Origin of the sequence: Caenispirillum salinarum AK4, assembly GCF_000315795.1 — a bacterium.
In the GTDB taxonomy this organism is placed as follows: Bacteria; Pseudomonadota; Alphaproteobacteria; order Rhodospirillales; family Rhodospirillaceae; genus Caenispirillum; species Caenispirillum salinarum.
In genome coordinates this window covers 100,281-115,897 of the sequence record NZ_ANHY01000004.1, presented here as the reverse complement: position 1 = coordinate 115,897, position 15,617 = coordinate 100,281, and the positions used below count along the sequence as shown (strand labels likewise).

Genomic DNA, 15,617 nt, shown 5'->3' with positions numbered 1-15,617 from the left:
CACCATCATCGCACCCTTGTTCACAGCGCCTCGTTCGCCCCCTGGTTCAGGATCAGCCGCGACTTGCCGGTCACCCGGATGCGCTTGCCCTTGTCGGTCAGCACGAAGCCTTCGCCGGTGACGTGACCGAAGGAGCCGGCGCCCTGCACCGGCTTGTCGCCCTCTGCGTCGCCCTGTTCCACGTGGATCAGCGCCTCGCTGGTGTGGAACTCGTAGCCCTTGTCGTGGAACAGGTTGACGTTGCCCTTCAGGCGCAGCGTGCCGCCGCTCTTGGAATAATAGCCCTTGTCGCCGTTGAGCATGACCCAGGCGCCGCCCTCCATGTTCATGTCGGCCTTGGGATTCTCAAGCTCCACGATGTCGCCGTCCTCGGAAACCTCCAGCGCGCGGGTGGCGGTGACGGCGTAGGGGCGGTTTTCCTCGTTGGTGCCGAAGTAGCGGGCGTTTATCATCTCGATCTGGTCGACGGCCGAGGCCTTGAGCGCGGCGAAGCGCACCCGCACCTCTTCCTCCACCACCTGGATCTGCGGCCAGGCCACCACCAGCGCGATCAGGATCAGCGCCGCCGCCGGCAGAAAGATCTTCATCAGCCGGACGAACCCGCTGTAGCCGCGCGGCCGTCGCGGACCCTGGCCCCCGGCGCCCGCCGGCGCCCGGTCCTCGGGCGCGGCCCGCAGGCCGTCGTGCCCGGCCGGCGCCATCAGGCCACCCCCGCCCGCAGGCAATCGTGGATGTGGATGAGGCCGACGGGCTTGTCGTCCTCCAGCACGAACAGGCTTGTCACCGCCATGGTGTTGAGGATGCGCAGCGCCTCGGCCGCAAGGGCGCTGGACCGGATGGTCTTGGGGCCAGGCGTCATCACGTCGCCGACCCGCTGGGCGAGCAGCGCGTCGCTCATGTGGCGGCGCAGGTCGCCGTCGGTGACGATGCCCGCCAACCGGCCGTCGCCGTCCAGCACGCCGACGCAGCCGAACGACTTGGCCGACATCTCGACGATGGCCTCGGACATGGGGGCGTCGGGCGCGATCAGCGGCAGCCGCGCCCCGGTGTGCATCAGGTCGCGCACCGTCAGCAGGCGTCGGCCCAACTGGCCGCCCGGATGGAAGATCTGGAAGTCGGCGGCGGTGAAGCCCTTGCGCTCCAGCAGGCACACCGACAGCGCGTCGCCCAGCGCCAGCATCATGGTGGTCGACGTGGTCGGGGCCAGGCCCAGCGGGCAGGCCTCGTTCACGCGCGGCAGCACCAGCGCCGCGTCGGCCTGGGTCGCCAGGGTGGAGGTCTCGCGGCTGGTCATGGCGACCAGGGGAATGTCGAAGCGCCGCGTGTAGCCGATCAGGTCCGCCAGTTCCGGCGTCTCGCCCGAGTTGGACAGGGCGATGACGGCGTCGGCGCGGGTGATCATGCCCATGTCGCCGTGGCTCGCCTCGCCGGGATGGACGAACTGCGCCGGCCGGCCGGTCGACGCCAGGGTCGCCGCGATCTTGCGGCCGACGTGGCCGCTCTTGCCCATGCCCGAGACGATGATGCGCCCTTCGGTGGCGTCCAGCACGTCCACCGCCTTCTGGAAGGTCTCGCCCAGCGATTGCGCCAGGGCGGTCAGCCCCTCGGCCTCCAGCCCCAGGACCCGGCGCGCCGAGGCGATGTCCGGCGAGGCGGCGGTGGAAGAGGCTTCGGTGGTCTTGGCGGTGTGCTGCACGATGGGCACTCTCTCTACCTGTGCCCGCCGACATGCGGCCGGCGGTGGCGGACGGGGCGTCTTGCTGTCGATGAAAGGCTGAAAGCCGTTCGCGCCCCAGTCGGCCCGAAACTTGCAAAACCCTACGCGTGCGGGGCGTAAGCGTCAACGCCGGGATGGCGCGGACGCCCCGATATAAAGGGCGGCCGGACCCGGTCGTCAATCAGTGGGCGAAGATGTCCACCTCGTCCCACCCCGCCAGGTCGAGAGCGCCGCGGGTGGGCAGGAACAGGAAGCACTCGGCGGCCAGGTCGACGCGGCCCTCGCGGGTCAGCAGGGCGTCCAGCACCTCCTTCAGGCGGTGCAGGTACAACACGTCCTGGGCGGCATAGGCCTGCTGCTGCTCGGTCAGCACCTCGGCGCCCCAGTCGGAGGTCTGCTGCTCCTTGCTGATCTCGACTCCCAGCAGGTTCAGGCACAGGTCCTTCAGCCCGTGGCGGTCGGTGTTGGTGCGGCAGAGCTTGGAGGCGATCTTGGTGCAGTAGAGCGGCGCGCAGTCCACTCCCAGCGAACGCTTGATCATGGCGACGTCGAAGCGCGCGAAGTGGAAGATCTTCAGCACGTCGGGATTGGCCAGCAGGCGCTTGAGGTTGGGACAGTCGTAATCGCGCGTCAGCTTGACCAGGTGCGCCGTGCCGTCGCCGGCCGAAAGCTGCACGACGCACAGCCGGTCGCGCACCAGCGACAGACCCATGGTCTCGGTGTCGACCGCGACCGAGGCGCCGAAATCCAGGTCGGCGGGAATGTCGCCGTGATGCAGGGTGATGGACATGAAAAACCGCCCTCTCGCCTTTGCGCGCGAGGGGCGCGGCTGGCCGGGGCGGGCTTGGCGCCTGTCGCGCGTCTTTCGTCAGAAGGAACACGCCGCGGCGCGGCATCGCGATTGCGATGAAGGAATAAAGGAAAGTGGTGCCCAGGAGAAGACTCGAACTTCCACGGCCTTGCGGCCACAGGTACCTGAAACCTGCGCGTCTACCAATTCCGCCACCTGGGCAGGTGACCAGTGAACCTTGCCGAACCCTTTGACACTCAAGGACTTTCCGTCCCGTCTGCGTCTCGTCGTCGGCGCCGTTCGCCTTGGAGGCCCGGTATGTACTCCGGCTGGCCGGTGGCGTCAACACGAAAATGCAAAAATTTTTGTGGTGGTCTTTCCTTGCGGGGCCTAATGGTCCTGGACCCCTGCCGCCGGCCCGTGGCGTCCTGCCGGCGAACGCAAGGTGCCAAGGAAGGGGAGGGCAGGCGCATGGGCGTGGAATTTCTGGTTACCGCCATCGTGGTCATACTGGTGCCCGGCACGGGGGTGCTCTACACCCTGGCCCACGGGCTGGGGCGCGGCTGGCGGGCGAGCGTGCTGGCCGCCGTGGGCTGCACGTTGGGCATCCTGCCGCATATCGCCGCCAGCATCGCCGGGCTCGCGGCGCTGCTGCACGCCAGCGCGCTCGCCTTTCAGGCGGTGAAGATCGCCGGTGTCGTCTACCTGCTGTTCATGGCGTGGAGCATGCTGCGCGAGGGCGGCGCGCTGTTGGTGTCGGAAAACCGGGAAGCGGCCCCGCCGCTGCGCATCATCGGCAACGGCATCGCGATCAACGTGCTGAACCCGAAGCTGTCGCTGTTCTTCCTGGCCTTTCTGCCGCAGTTCGTGCCTGCCGATTCGACGGCGCCGACGCTGGCGATGCTGGGTCTTGCGGCGGTCTTCATGCTGCTGACCTTCATCGTTTTCGTCGGCTACGGCGCCTTCGCGGCGGCGACGCGCCGTCACGTGATCGGCCGCCCTGCCGTGATGCGCTGGCTGCGGCGCGGATTCGCCGCCACCTTCGGCGCGCTGGGCCTGCGGCTCGCGTTGGCGGAGCGCTGACCGGAGCGGGCTGTTGGCGCGCGTCCGTTTCCGCTTTTCCACAAAGCCGCCGCGGCCCGCCGTGCGTACCTGTCATGCGGGCGGCGGCGGAAAGACACCGGTCCGGTTGCGTATTTCGCGCGGCTGTGGGATTGTCCGCCCACCTGGAATGGTGGGGCAGCGGCCCCGGCCCAACTGATCTCGGCGGGCGCCAGAGGCCCGCGCAAGGGGAGTATGGATGCGATGACGAAGAAGCCTCGTCTGGTGACGGTGTTCGGCGGCTCCGGCTTCATCGGCCGCCACCTGGTCAGGCGTCTGGCGCGCAACGGCGACCGGGTGCGTGTCGCCGTGCGTGACACGGAAAAGGCGTCGTTCCTCAAGCCCATGGGCGACCTGGGCCAGATTTCGCTGGTGCCGGCCTCCATCCTCGACGACGACAGCGTCAAGCGCGCGGTCGAAGGCGCCGATGCCGTCGTCAACCTGGTGGGCATCCTGGCCGAGAGCGGCAAGGCCACCTTCGAGCGCATGCACGTGGAAGGGCCCGAGCGCATCGCCCGGCTGGCCAAGGAAGCCGGCGTCGCGCGCATGGTGCAGGTCTCCGCCCTGGGCGCCTCGAAGGACAGCGACTCGGTCTACGCCCAGACCAAGGCCCGCGGCGAGGAGGCCGTGCGCAAGCATTTCCCCGACGCCGACATCCTGCGCCCCAGCGTGGTGTTCGGCCCCGAGGACCAGTTCTTCAACATGTTCGCGAAGATCGCGCGCCTGTCGCCGGTGCTGCCGTTCTTCACCGACGACGCCCCGGCCCTGAAGAAGGACCCGTCGGGCCGCTTCCAGCTGGACCTGGTGGGCGGCGGCGGACCCAAGTTCCAGCCGGTCTACGTGGGCGACGTGGCCGAGGCCATCATGCGCCTGCTGGACGCCGACGCGCCCACCGGCCAGACCTTCGAGCTGGGCGGCGACGAAGTGGTCTCCATGCGCGACATCATGAAGATCGTCGCCCATGAAACCCGCCGCCGCCGCGCCATCGTGCCCCTGCCCATGTGGGTGGCCGACGTGGAGGCGACCTTCCTGCAGATGCTGCCCAAGAAGATCCTCACCCGCGACCAGGTGCGCCAGCTGCGCAAGGACAACGTGGTGAGCGGCGAATTTCCGGGCCTCAAGGACCTGGGCATCGAGCCGACGACGGTGGAGGCCATCGTGCCGACCTACCTGACGCGCTTCCGCTCCATGCACAAGCAGATCATCCTGCGCAACCCGAGCCGCGGCGAGCGCTGAGGACCGGTGACGGAGCCGCATCCGACCCCGGGGCGGCGCGGCCGGACATCGGCCCGCCGCCCTTCCTTTGCCGGCCTCATCGCACCCGGCTGCGCGATAAGCTATTTACGCGAAAGCGCGCCTTCGCCATAAAGTCGTCATGCAAGACGACACGCCCACGCGCGAGCGCCCGGCCGGCGCGGCCCGCCTCCTGACTCCGTTCATCAGCCCGCATCCGCTGTTCCGGGCGCGGCGGGCGACGCTGCCGTGGCTCCTGTGGTTCGGGATGCCGGTGGGATTCGCCGTCGTCACCCTGATCCTGCGGCTGGTGGCGCCGGACGCCTACCACTGGTTCGCCGGCGACAACGAGTTCGGCTTCGGCGAGAACCTGACGGCGGCGCTGTTCCTGCTGTCGGCGCCCCCGGCGGCATGGCTGGCGATGGTCGACGGCGTGAAGCAGGTGCCGTGGCTGCGCCTGGGCCTCGCCCTGTTCGCCGTCCTGGCGGTGCTGGTCGCGGGCGAGGAGTGGAGCTGGGGGCAGCACTTCTTCGGCTGGGGCACGCCGGACTGGATGGCCGACGTCAACAAGCAGAACGAAACCAACCTGCACAACATGGCCGAACGGGCGCTGGACCAGAAACCGCGCGCCATCGCCGCGGCCCTTATCCTGGTGTTCGGCGTGATCCTGCCGCTGTGGCGCAAGCGCGGCGGCCTGGCGTGGCTGGACCGCTACCCGATCGCGTCCTGGCTGATGCCGAGCGCGACGCTGGCGCCGGCGGCGCTGCTGGTGTTCCTGCCGCGCATCTTCGACCGCATCCAGGTGTGGTTCGACGTGACCCTGCCGCCGCCTTTCGACATTCCGACCCGCCATCACCAGGAGATGCAGGAAACCTTCATCGCCATGACGGTCTTCCTCTACATCACGACCCTGGCGCTGCGCGCCTGGCGGTGGAGGACGGGGCGGGACTGAGGGCCGCGCCTACGGGGCGCGGGCGGGGGCGGCCGTTCCGGTTTCGGGGCGGCCCCCGTCAGAGCAAACCATACGCCCAGGCCAGCAGGCCGATGCCGAGGATCACGCGGTAGACGGCGAAGATGGTGTAGCTGGCCCGCCGCAGCCACGCCATCATCAGGGCGATGGCCACAAGGGCGGAAACGAAGGCCAGGCCGGCCCCGATCAGGGCGCTCAGTGTCAGTTGCCAGTCGCCGCGTTCGGCGATGTCCAGGCCCGCCAGCACGCCGGCGCCCAGGATGGTGGGAATCGACAGCAGCATGGAGATGCGGGCGCTTTCCTCGCGCTCGTAGCCCATCAGGCGGGCTGCCGTCATGGTGATGCCCGACCGGCTGGTGCCGGGCACCAGGGCCAGCACCTGGGCGAAGCCGACCACCAGCACGTCGACCCAGCTCATGTGCTCGGCGCGCTTGACCGTCATGCACAGGCGGTCGACCACCCACAGCAGGATGCCGAAGATCAGCGTCGTCCAGCCGATGACGGCGATCAGCCGGCCGTAGGTGGCGATGTGGTCCTTGAGCAGCAGGCCGACGACCACGATGGGCACGGTGGCGACGGCCACCTGCAGGGCCAGCCGCCCCATGGGGTCGCGCCGCCCCCGCGCCATGCGGCCCAGTCCGCCGGCCATGGCCAGAACGTCCTTGTGGAAGTAGAGAATCACCGCCAGCAGCGTGCCCACGTGCACGGCCACGTCCATGTCCAGTCCCTGGTCGGGCCAGCCCGTCAGCGCCGGCACCAGGACAAGATGGCCCGAGGAGCTGATGGGCAGGAATTCTGTGATTCCCTGCACCAGCGCCAATACCAGAATTTGTAGAAGAGTCACCCAGCGCCCCCTAGAGGATGGTGTGGCGCCCTTATAGCATTGGCCGGATTCCGCGGGAAGGACAGCGATGGTACAAAAATGAGACCTATTTTCAGATCGCTGCGTCGCGGGTGCTCCTGCCGCCACCGGCGCGCGGCGAGGCGAGCCGAAAGTTGGTAAACAGATTTTCCCTAAATGTGCGTTTTCCCTTGGAATCCGTCATCGGGCGCCTTATTGAATAGCGCACGAGAAGACCCTTCCCGACAAACAGCCCGAGGAGGCCGCGCCATGGCGCGCAACAAGATGCTACGCTTCACCACGCTCGAGCAGGAGTATCCCTCCAAGCGTCCGGCCGAGCTGCGCCGCGAGGACTTCGAGGAGATCTATTCCGCGTTCGAGCCGAAGGCGGCGGAGGATCAGGCGTCCCGTTGCGAGCAGTGCGGCATTCCCTTCTGTCAGATCCACTGCCCGCTGGGGAACAACATCCCCGACTGGCTGATGCTGACCGCCAACGGCCGTCTGGAAGAGGCCTACGCCGTGTCCTCGGCGACCAACAACATGCCGGAAATCTGCGGCCGCATCTGCCCGCAGGACCGCCTGTGCGAAGGCTCCTGCGTGCTGGAGCAGTCCGACCACCGCTCGGTCACCATCGGCGCCGTTGAAAAGCATATCACCGACACCGCCTGGGCCGAGGGATGGGTGAAGCCGCGCACGCCGGAGAAGGAGAACGGCTTCTCCATCGGTATCATCGGCGCCGGCCCGGCCGGCCTCGCCGCCGCCGAGCAGATGCGCGAGAAGGGCTACAAGGTCGACATCTACGACCGCTACGACCGCGTGGGCGGCCTGCTGATGTACGGCATTCCCGGCTTCAAGCTGGAGAAGTACGTGGTGGAGCGCCGCGTCAAGCTGCTGCAGGACGCCGGCATCACCTTCCATCCCAACACCGACGTCGGCAAGGACATCACCTTTGCCGACCTGCGCGCCAAGCATGATGCCATCCTGATTGCGACGGGCGTCTACAAGGCCCGCATGCTGTCCTGCCCGGGCGCCGGGCTGACGGGCGTCAAGCGCGCCCTGGACTACCTGACCGCGTCCAACCGGACCGACCTGGGCGACACGGTGGAGGAGTTCGAGTCCGGGGTGCTGGACGCCAAGGGCAAGAACGTCGTCGTCATCGGCGGCGGCGACACCGCCATGGACTGCGTGCGCACCGCCATCCGCCAGGGCGCCAAGTCGGTCAAGTGCCTGTACCGCCGCGACCGCGACAACATGCCCGGCTCTCAGCGCGAGGTGTCGAACGCCACCGAGGAAGGCGTGGAGTTCGTGTGGATGGCGGCACCCGAAGCGCTGCTGGGCGACGAGGACAACAGGGTCACCGCCGTGCGGGCGGTCCGCATGCATCTGGGCGTCGCCGACAGCTCCGGCCGTCAGACCCCGCAGCCCATCGAGGGCAGCCAGTTCAACCTGGACGCCGACCTGGTGATCGAGGCGCTCGGCTTCGAGCCCGAGGAACTGCCGGTGCTGTTCGAGGAGCCGGAACTGGCCGTCACCAAGTGGGGCACGGTGAAGACCGACCACAAGACGCTCATGACCTCGATCCCCGGCGTCTTCGCCGCGGGCGACATCATGCGCGGCGCATCGCTGGTGGTGTGGGCCGTCAAGGACGGCCGCGACGCCGCCGAGCGCATGGACGAATACGTCCGCGCCGCCGCCGAGCAGACTGCCGGCGAGCCCTCCAAGCTCGCCCAAGCCTCCTGAGGGAGCCGTAGACAGATGACCGACATGAAAAAGACCCCCATCATCACCGAGACCGGCGAACAGTTCGTCGCGAGCTTCCAGCGCAACGCCGATCTGCTGGCCGCCGCCGGTGCCTACGGCCCCGAGTTCGAGCACGCCAACTGCGGCGTCGGCCTGGTCGCCGCCCTGGACGGCCAGCCCCGCCGCGAGGTGGTGGAGGCCGGCGTCGAGGCCCTGCGCGTCCTGTTCCACCGCGGCGCCGTCGACGCCGACGGCAAGACCGGCGACGGCGCGGGCATCCACGTCCAGATTCCGCAGGACTTCTTCAAGGAGCACGTGCAGCGCACGGGCCACGAACTGACCGAGGGCAAGCTGGCCGTCGGCATGGTGTTCCTGCCCAAGAACGACATGAGCGCCCAGGAGCGCTGCCGCACCATCGTCGAGTCCGAGATCCTGACCTTCGGGTACGAGATTTACGGCTGGCGTCAGGTGCCGGTGGACATCTCGGTCATCGGCGAGAAGGCCAACGCCACCCGCCCCGAGATCGAGCAGATCATGATCGCCAACACCAAGGGCGTGGACGACGACAAGTTCGAGAACGACCTGTACGTCATCCGCCGCCGCATCGAGAAGAAGGTGCTGGCCGAGCACATCACCGAGTTCTACATCTGCTCGCTGTCGTGCCGCTCGATCATCTACAAGGGCATGTTCCTGGCCGAGCAGCTGACCACCTTCTATCCCGACCTGCTGGACCCGCGGTTCGTCTCCAGCTTCGCCATCTATCACCAGCGCTACTCGACCAACACGTTCCCGACGTGGCGCCTGGCGCAGCCCTTCCGCATGCTGGCCCACAACGGCGAGATCAACACGCACGTGGGCAACTGCAACTGGATGAAGGCCCACGAAACGCGGATGGCCACCGACGTCTTCGGCGAGCAGATCGACGACCTGAAGCCGGTGGTCGAGGCCGGCGGGTCGGACTCCGCCTCGCTGGACAACGTGTTCGAGCTGATGTGCCGCGCCGGCCGCACCGCGCCCGAGGTCAAGAGCGTGCTCATCCCCGAGAGCATCGGCCAGAACAAGCTGATGCCCGACGAGCACCGCGCCATGTTCAGCTATTACAACTGCATCATGGAGCCCTGGGACGGCCCTGCCGCCATCGCCGCCACCGACGGCCGCTGGATCGTCGCCGGCGTGGACCGCAACGGCCTGCGCCCCATGCGCTATTCCATCACCGCCGACGGCCTGCTGATCGTGGGCTCGGAAACGGGCATGGTGCGCTTCAACGAGTCCGAGATCATCGAGAAGGGCCGCCTGGGCCCGGGCGAGTGCGTCGGCGTCGACCTGAAGGAAGGCAAGTTCTACAGCGACAAGACGCTGAAGGACCGCCTGGCCGCGCGCCGTCCGTTCGGCGAGTGGGTCCAGCGCATCACCCACCTGGACAGCCTGATCGAAGCCGCCGACCACGGCGAAACCATGGGCGTGAAGGGCGACGAACTGCGCCGCCGCCAGTACGCCCACGGCCTGACCATGGAAGACATGGAGCTGATCCTTCAGCCCATGGTCGAGGACGGCAAGGAAGCCATCGGCTCCATGGGCGACGACGCGCCGCTGGCGGTGCTGTCGGACAACTACCGCGGCCTGCACTGCTTCTTCCGCCAGAACTTCAGCCAGGTCACCAACCCGCCCATCGACAGCTTGCGCGAAACCCGCGTGATGAGCCTGAACACGCGGCTGGGCAACCTGGGCAACATCCTGGAGGAGGACGCCAGCCAGTGCGACCTGCTGCAGCTGGAAAGCCCGGTGCTGACCACCGCCGAGTTCAACGCCATGCGCAAGCACATGGGCGACACGGCGCACGTCATCGACTGCACCTTCGACGTGAACGGCGGCGACAACGCCCTGCGTGATGCCCTGCACCGCATCCAGCGCGAGGCGGAGGACGCCGTGCGCGGCGGCTGCACCCACCTGGTGCTGACCGACGAGCACGCCGGTCCGGCCCATGCGGCGATCCCCATGATCCTGGCCGCCGGCGGCGTGCACACGCACCTGGTCCGCCAGCAGCTGCGCACCTTCACGTCCATCAACGTGCGCTCGTCGGAGTGCCTGGACGTGCACTACTTCGCCGTGCTGATCGGTGTGGGCGCGACCACCGTCAACGCCTACCTGACGGAAGAGGCCATCGCCGACCGCCACGCGCGCGGCCTGTTCGACGACATGCCCCTGGGCGACTGCCTGTTGGCCTACAAGAAGGCCATTGGCGACGGCCTGCTGAAGGTGATGTCCAAGATGGGCATCTCCGTCATCTCCAGCTATCGCGGCGGCTACAACTTCGAGGCCATCGGCCTGTCCCGCACCCTGGTCGCCGAGTTCTTCCCCGGCATGTCGTCGCGCATTTCGGGCATCGGCCTGCAGGGCATCCAGAAGAAGGTGCTGGAACAGCACGCCAAGGCCTATGCGCCGGGCGCCATCGTCCTGCCCATCGGCGGCGTCTACCGCTACCGTCGTGGCGGCGGCGAGCGCCACGCCTTTGACGGTAACCTGATCCACACCCTGCAGCACGCGGTGGCGACCGACAGCTATCAGACCTATCGCCGGTATGTGGACGGCCTCTACAAGATGCCGCCCATCAACCTGCGCGACCTGATGGACTTCCGCTCCGACCACAGCCCGCTGTCGCTGGACGAGGTCGAGTCGACCACCGCCATCCGCAAGCGGTTCGTCACGCCGGCCATGTCGCTGGGCGCCCTGTCGCCGGAAGCGCACGGCACGCTCAACATCGCCATGAACCGCATCGGCGCCAAGTCCGACTCGGGCGAAGGCGGCGAGGACCCGGCGCGCTACCGCCCGGCGCCCAACGGCGACAACGCCAACTCCTCGATCAAGCAGGTCGCCTCGGGCCGCTTCGGCGTCACCGCCGAGTACCTGAACCAGTGCCGCGAGATCGAGATCAAGGTCGCCCAGGGCGCCAAGCCCGGCGAGGGCGGCCAGCTGCCCGGCTTCAAGGTGACGGTGGAGATCGCCAAGCTGCGCCACTCCACCCCCGGCGTCATGCTGATCTCGCCGCCGCCGCACCATGACATCTACTCGATCGAGGATCTGGCGCAGCTCATCTACGACCTCAAGCAGATCAACCCGCAGGCCCAGGTCACGGTGAAGCTGGTCAGCCGCACCGGCATCGGCACCATCGCCGCCGGTGTCGCCAAGGCCAACGCCGACGTGATCCTGGTCTCCGGCCACTCCGGCGGCACGGGCGCCAGCCCGCAGACCTCCATCAAGTACGCCGGCCTGCCGTGGGAGATGGGCCTGTCGGAGGTCCACCAGGTCCTGACGCTCAACCGTCTGCGCCACCGCGTGAAGCTGCGCACCGACGGCGGCCTGAAGTCCGGCCGCGACATCGTCATCGCCGCCATGCTGGGCGCCGAGGAATTCGGCATCGGCACGTCGTCGCTGGTGGCGATGGGCTGCATCATGGTCCGCCAGTGCCACTCCAACACCTGTCCGGTGGGCGTGTGCACCCAGGACGAAGCCCTGCGCGGCAAGTTCACCGGCACGCCGGAAAAGGTCGTCAACCTGATGACCTTCATCGGCGAGGAAGTGCGCGAGATCCTGGCGGGGCTCGGCTTCAAGAGCCTGGAGGACGTGATCGGCCGCTCCGACCTGCTGCACCAGGTCAGCCGCGGCGCGTCGCACCTCGACGACCTGGACCTCAACGCCCTGCTGGTGCAGCCGGACAACGGCGGCCTGCCCATCACCAGCCAGATCGAGGGCCGCAACGAGGTGCCCGAGACCCTGGACGCCCAGATGATCGTCGACGCCGCGCCTGCGCTGAACGACGGCGAGAAGATGCAGCTGACCTACAACGTGCGGAACACCCACCGCGCCATCGGCACCAAGCTGTCGCACAAGATCGTGAAGAAGTACGGGATGAAGCACCTTCAGCCCGGCCACATCACGGTCCGCCTGCGCGGCGCCGCCGGCCAGTCGCTGGGCGCCTTCGCGGTGCAGGGCCTGAAGCTGGAAGTCTTCGGCGACGCCAACGACTACGTCGGCAAGGGCCTGTCGGGCGGCATGATCGTTGTGCGCCCGGCCGTCTCCAGCCCGCTGAAGAGCAACGAGAACACCATCATCGGCAACACCGTGCTCTACGGCGCGACCTCGGGCACCCTGCTGGCCGCCGGCCAGGCGGGTGAGCGCTTCGCGGTCCGCAACTCCGGCGCCACCGTGGTGGTGGAAGGCTGCGGCTCCAACGGCTGCGAGTACATGACCGGCGGCCGGGCGGTGATCCTGGGCGCGGTCGGCGCCAACTTCGGCGCCGGCATGACGGGCGGCCTGGCCTACGTCTACGACGAGGACGAAAGCTTCGAGCTGCGCGTCAACCCTGACAACGTGATCTGGCAGCGCATCGAGGTCGACCACTACGAGCAGGAGCTGAAGGCCCTGATCGAGCAACACGTCGCCGAAACCCACAGCCCGCACGGCCAGCGCATCCTGGCCAACTGGGAGATGGAAAAGCGCAAGTTCTGGCAGGTCGTGCCCAAGGAAATGCTCGACAAGCTGGACGTTCCCGTCACCGCCGGCGACATCGCCGCCGCCGAGTAAGGCCGACGGCCTGAACGAAGAAGGGAGGCAGCCCGGCCGGGATGCCTCCCTTTTATCGTGAGCGGGGACGGGCTATTCGTGAGGGGAGCCGACGCGGCCTCCTCACACTCCCCCGCGCATTAATTGGGTGTAAAAGATTGCCCAGTCGCCTGCGGCGGCTTCCCAAGGAGGGCTGACGGTGTGCCCCTGCATTCGCAGGGACGACGGGTGTTTGAACGTCTGATTGAAAAGAACGTCTACCCCGTCATTCCTGCGAAGGCAGGAAACCACGCCCTCTGCCGGCCGCCGGGGCGTCCCTCGCATCCTCAGGTCGCCCCGCAGCACTTCTTGTACTTTTTCCCCGATCCGCACGGGCAGGGGTCGTTGCGGCCGACCTTTGCGCCCCGTTGCACCGGCGGGCTGCCGGGGCGGCCGGCGATGGTTTCGGCCTGGCGCTTGAGCCAGAAGTGGTGGATGTAGGCGACGCTGCCGGGGATGAACTCTTCGGCCTCGTCGCGCAGGGCGGCGGCGCGGTCGGCGTCCATCTTCAGCAGGTTGCCGCCGTCTTCGCCGGGGGCCAGGCCGATCAGGGCGGTGACGGTCAGGCGGCCGGTTTCGTCGTCGAACAGCGGCATCCAGTCCTCGCCCATGAGGCTGAGGCCGGCGCGGAAGCCCTGAGACCAGTCCTCCACCCGCAACGCGCCCGCGGCATCGCGCAGGATCGGCGCGTAGGCGCCGTTGTCTGCGTCGAGGTGGCCGAGGATCTGGTTGTAGCGGCCCAGGACGTCCAGGTGGACCGTTTCCGCCTGTTTTTTGTCGCGGTAGTCCGGTTCCGCCTCGCCCCACAGGAAGGGCCACCACTGGCTGGGCAGCAGCATGTCAGGGCCGATGGCAACCGCCGTCAGGAACCCGTCCACATAGGGCAGCGACGGCCCCTCGGCATCGGCCAGGAAGCGCTCCAGCCGGTGGCGGGTGGGCATGGTGAAGTCCGGCGGCGCGGGCATGGAACCTCCTGTTGAAACGGGATGCGGTGCGGGCGAGCGCAGGGCTCGCCGGTCATTTGACGCCTTTCAGCCGCCCCCAGTAGAGCGCGCTGAACACCCCGAACACCAACAGCGCCAGGGCGACCACGGCAGCGGGGGCTGTGGCGGCGAAACCGCCGGCCGCGCCCGCTGCCGGCATCCAGGAAAAGACCACCACCACGCCCAGCAGGCTGGCGACGGCGTTGCCGCCGGCCACCAGCCGCACGGCGGGCGCGCCGGTCGCCACGGCGCCCTTCAGCACCACCGCCCAGCCCACCAGCAGGACGCCGGCGGCTTGTGCGAAGACGGCGGCGGCCTCCAGGACGAGGGGGGCACCGGCCAGCAGCACGAGGCCGAGCACCGCCCGGAAAGCGGCGTCGGCCTTGAGCACGTATCGGGCCTTGGGCAGGGGTCCGGCCATGTCGTCCCGGTCAGTCCGCCATGGCGGGGCAGGTGCCGGCCGCCGGCGCAGCGCAGCCGCCCGAGGCGCAGGCGGGTGCCGGGGCCGGGCGATGGGTGATGGTGGAGGCACCCAGCGCGGGCGCGGCCAGCATCTTGGACACCTTGGAGGAGCCGCAGGACGGGCAGGCCAGCGCGCCCTCGGCGGCCTGGGCCTCGTAATGGGCATAGTTGTCGAACCACTGCTCGAAGACGTGGCCGTCGTCGGCGCAGCGCAGTGAATAGCGGATCATCCCCTTTAATCCTCCGTCGCAATCAGGATGCGTCTCCATATAACGCAGGGCCGCCGCGACGGAAACGGCCGATCGCCGGTCACGCCCCGACGTGCGCCGCCGCCAGGCTCCGCAGGCGCTCGGGCGGGAGGGACGCCGCATGCTCCACCGCCGCCGCCCCGAAGCGGCAGGCCAGCGAGAGCGCACGGTCCATGGGCAGGCGGCGGGCCGTCAGTCCGTGCATCAGCCCTGCGGTGAAGGCATCGCCGGCCCCCGTGGTGTCGACGGCGCGGGCGGGGGCCGCGGGCACGGTCACGCGGTCGCCGCCGACATGCAGCGCGACGGCGCCGCGGGCGCCTTCGGTCACCACCACCCAGCGCAGGGCGTCGCCGGCCAGCGCCTGGGCGCGGGCCAGCGCGTCGCGGGGGTCGAGGCCCGAGGCCACCATCACATGCGCCGGCCAGTGGTCGATGGGCGGCGGCGGCAGGTGGGCGCAGACCAGCGTCCGGCGCGCCGCCACCGCCGCGGCCATGGGGTCGGCGAGCGTCGGCGTGAAGGCGTTCACCCACATCCCCGCCACGCCCGAGAGGTCGGCGGCGACCGGTGGGTCGAGGCGGATGCTCAAGGGCTGCTCGACCTTGATGATGGTGCGCTCGCCGGCGGCGTCGACCAGGATCAGGGGGCAGGGCGTCGGCCCGGCACGCCGCGCCACGCCCGAGGCGTCGATGCCGTGCCCGGCCAGCACGGCGAGGATGCGGCGGCCGGCGTCGTCGTCGCCCACCGCGCCCCACAGCCGCACGGCGTGGCCGGCCAGGGCCAGGGCGACGGCCGTGTTGGCGCCGCCGCCGCCGACCCGGTGCTCGCGTTCCCGCGCGCGCATGCGGCCGCCCGGCAGAAGAGGCCCGTCGAGGTACACGACCTCGTCCAGATTCAAGCCGCCGATGACCGCCATGCGTGACATCCGTCACCTCC

General features: G+C 68.8%; 13 protein-coding genes and 1 tRNA gene. 5 read left to right on the top strand and 9 right to left on the bottom strand.

Annotation, left to right across the window (positions count from 1 at the left end):
• Positions 1–20 precede the first annotated feature (20 nt).
• From lptC to C882_RS03930, 4 genes are all read right to left on the bottom strand, one after another.
• The gene (lptC, locus tag C882_RS03945; protein WP_009539251.1) at positions 21–701 is read right to left on the bottom strand and encodes an LPS export ABC transporter periplasmic protein LptC; all 681 of its coding nucleotides are present in this window, start codon (positions 699–701) and stop codon (positions 21–23) included.
• Positions 701–1,696 carry a KpsF/GutQ family sugar-phosphate isomerase gene (locus tag C882_RS03940; RefSeq protein WP_009539250.1) on the bottom strand — a complete coding sequence of 332 codons (996 nt, stop codon included), beginning with the start codon at positions 1,694–1,696 and terminating at the stop codon, positions 701–703. The genes lptC and C882_RS03940 overlap by 1 nt, the downstream gene beginning before the upstream one ends.
• Positions 1,697–1,898: 202 nt before the next feature.
• Positions 1,899–2,507 carry a ribonuclease D gene (locus C882_RS03935; protein ID WP_009539249.1) on the bottom strand — a complete coding sequence of 203 codons (609 nt, stop codon included), beginning with the start codon at positions 2,505–2,507 and terminating at the stop codon, positions 1,899–1,901.
• Positions 2,508–2,642: 135 nt separating this feature from the next.
• Positions 2,643–2,729, bottom strand: a tRNA-Leu gene (locus tag C882_RS03930).
• A gap of 249 nt (positions 2,730–2,978) precedes the next feature.
• Here C882_RS03930 and C882_RS03925 point away from each other — a divergent pair.
• From C882_RS03925 to C882_RS22910, 3 genes are all read left to right on the top strand, one after another.
• The gene (locus tag C882_RS03925; protein ID WP_009539248.1) at positions 2,979–3,590 is read left to right on the top strand and encodes a LysE family translocator; all 612 of its coding nucleotides are present in this window, start codon (positions 2,979–2,981) and stop codon (positions 3,588–3,590) included.
• 222 nt (positions 3,591–3,812) lie between these two features.
• Entirely contained in the window at positions 3,813–4,844 is a 1,032-nt protein-coding gene (locus C882_RS03920; RefSeq protein ID WP_009539247.1) for a complex I NDUFA9 subunit family protein, read from the top strand.
• A 139-nt stretch (positions 4,845–4,983) separates the two neighbouring features.
• Positions 4,984–5,793 (top strand): hypothetical protein, encoded by an 810-nt coding sequence (locus C882_RS22910; RefSeq protein WP_009539246.1) that lies wholly within the window; start codon positions 4,984–4,986, stop codon positions 5,791–5,793.
• A 58-nt stretch (positions 5,794–5,851) separates the two neighbouring features.
• On the opposite strand, the gene C882_RS03910 is transcribed toward C882_RS22910, so the two are convergent.
• Positions 5,852–6,655: an undecaprenyl-diphosphate phosphatase gene (locus C882_RS03910; RefSeq protein ID WP_009539245.1), complete on the bottom strand. Its 804-nt coding sequence runs from the start codon at positions 6,653–6,655 to the stop codon at positions 5,852–5,854.
• Between the two features lie 267 nt (positions 6,656–6,922).
• On the opposite strand from C882_RS03910, the gene C882_RS03905 reads away from it, so the two are divergent.
• Together C882_RS03905 and gltB are read left to right on the top strand one after the other, a co-directional pair.
• The gene (locus tag C882_RS03905; RefSeq protein WP_009539244.1) at positions 6,923–8,392 is read left to right on the top strand and encodes an NAD(P)-dependent oxidoreductase; all 1,470 of its coding nucleotides are present in this window, start codon (positions 6,923–6,925) and stop codon (positions 8,390–8,392) included.
• 15 nt (positions 8,393–8,407) lie between these two features.
• Positions 8,408–12,973, top strand: coding sequence for a glutamate synthase large subunit (gene gltB / locus C882_RS03900; RefSeq protein ID WP_009539243.1), 4,566 nt, complete (start codon positions 8,408–8,410; stop codon positions 12,971–12,973).
• Positions 12,974–13,278: 305 nt separating this feature from the next.
• On the opposite strand, the gene C882_RS25370 is transcribed toward gltB, so the two are convergent.
• From C882_RS25370 to C882_RS03880, 4 genes are all read right to left on the bottom strand, one after another.
• On the bottom strand, positions 13,279–13,932 hold the full coding sequence (locus C882_RS25370; protein ID WP_456059065.1) for a UPF0149 family protein: 654 nt from the start codon (positions 13,930–13,932) through the stop codon (positions 13,279–13,281).
• A 76-nt stretch (positions 13,933–14,008) separates the two neighbouring features.
• Positions 14,009–14,395 (bottom strand): hypothetical protein, encoded by a 387-nt coding sequence (locus tag C882_RS03890; RefSeq protein ID WP_009539241.1) that lies wholly within the window; start codon positions 14,393–14,395, stop codon positions 14,009–14,011.
• 10 nt (positions 14,396–14,405) lie between these two features.
• On the bottom strand, positions 14,406–14,666 hold the full coding sequence (locus C882_RS03885; RefSeq protein ID WP_009539240.1) for a DUF1178 family protein: 261 nt from the start codon (positions 14,664–14,666) through the stop codon (positions 14,406–14,408).
• Between the two features lie 79 nt (positions 14,667–14,745).
• Positions 14,746–15,606: a PfkB family carbohydrate kinase gene (locus C882_RS03880; protein WP_009539239.1), complete on the bottom strand. Its 861-nt coding sequence runs from the start codon at positions 15,604–15,606 to the stop codon at positions 14,746–14,748.
• Positions 15,607–15,617 lie beyond the last annotated feature (11 nt).

What these genes read in the sequence shown, in the direction of transcription:
- lptC (WP_009539251.1), bottom strand. Translation starts at nt 701, where the DNA reads ATGGCGCCGGCCGGGCACGACGGCCTGCGGGCCGCGCCCGAGGACCGG.
- C882_RS03935 (WP_009539249.1), bottom strand. Translation starts at nt 2,507, where the DNA reads ATGTCCATCACCCTGCATCACGGCGACATTCCCGCCGACCTGGATTTC.
- C882_RS03925 (WP_009539248.1), top strand. Translation starts at nt 2,979, where the DNA reads ATGGGCGTGGAATTTCTGGTTACCGCCATCGTGGTCATACTGGTGCCC.
- C882_RS03920 (WP_009539247.1), top strand. Translation starts at nt 3,813, where the DNA reads ATGACGAAGAAGCCTCGTCTGGTGACGGTGTTCGGCGGCTCCGGCTTC.
- C882_RS22910 (WP_009539246.1), top strand. Translation starts at nt 4,984, where the DNA reads ATGCAAGACGACACGCCCACGCGCGAGCGCCCGGCCGGCGCGGCCCGC.
- C882_RS03905 (WP_009539244.1), top strand. Translation starts at nt 6,923, where the DNA reads ATGGCGCGCAACAAGATGCTACGCTTCACCACGCTCGAGCAGGAGTAT.
- gltB (WP_009539243.1), top strand. Translation starts at nt 8,408, where the DNA reads ATGACCGACATGAAAAAGACCCCCATCATCACCGAGACCGGCGAACAG.
- C882_RS25370 (WP_456059065.1), bottom strand. Translation starts at nt 13,932, where the DNA reads ATGCCCACCCGCCACCGGCTGGAGCGCTTCCTGGCCGATGCCGAGGGG.
- C882_RS03890 (WP_009539241.1), bottom strand. Translation starts at nt 14,395, where the DNA reads ATGGCCGGACCCCTGCCCAAGGCCCGATACGTGCTCAAGGCCGACGCC.
- C882_RS03885 (WP_009539240.1), bottom strand. Translation starts at nt 14,666, where the DNA reads ATGATCCGCTATTCACTGCGCTGCGCCGACGACGGCCACGTCTTCGAG.
- C882_RS03880 (WP_009539239.1), bottom strand. Translation starts at nt 15,606, where the DNA reads ATGTCACGCATGGCGGTCATCGGCGGCTTGAATCTGGACGAGGTCGTG.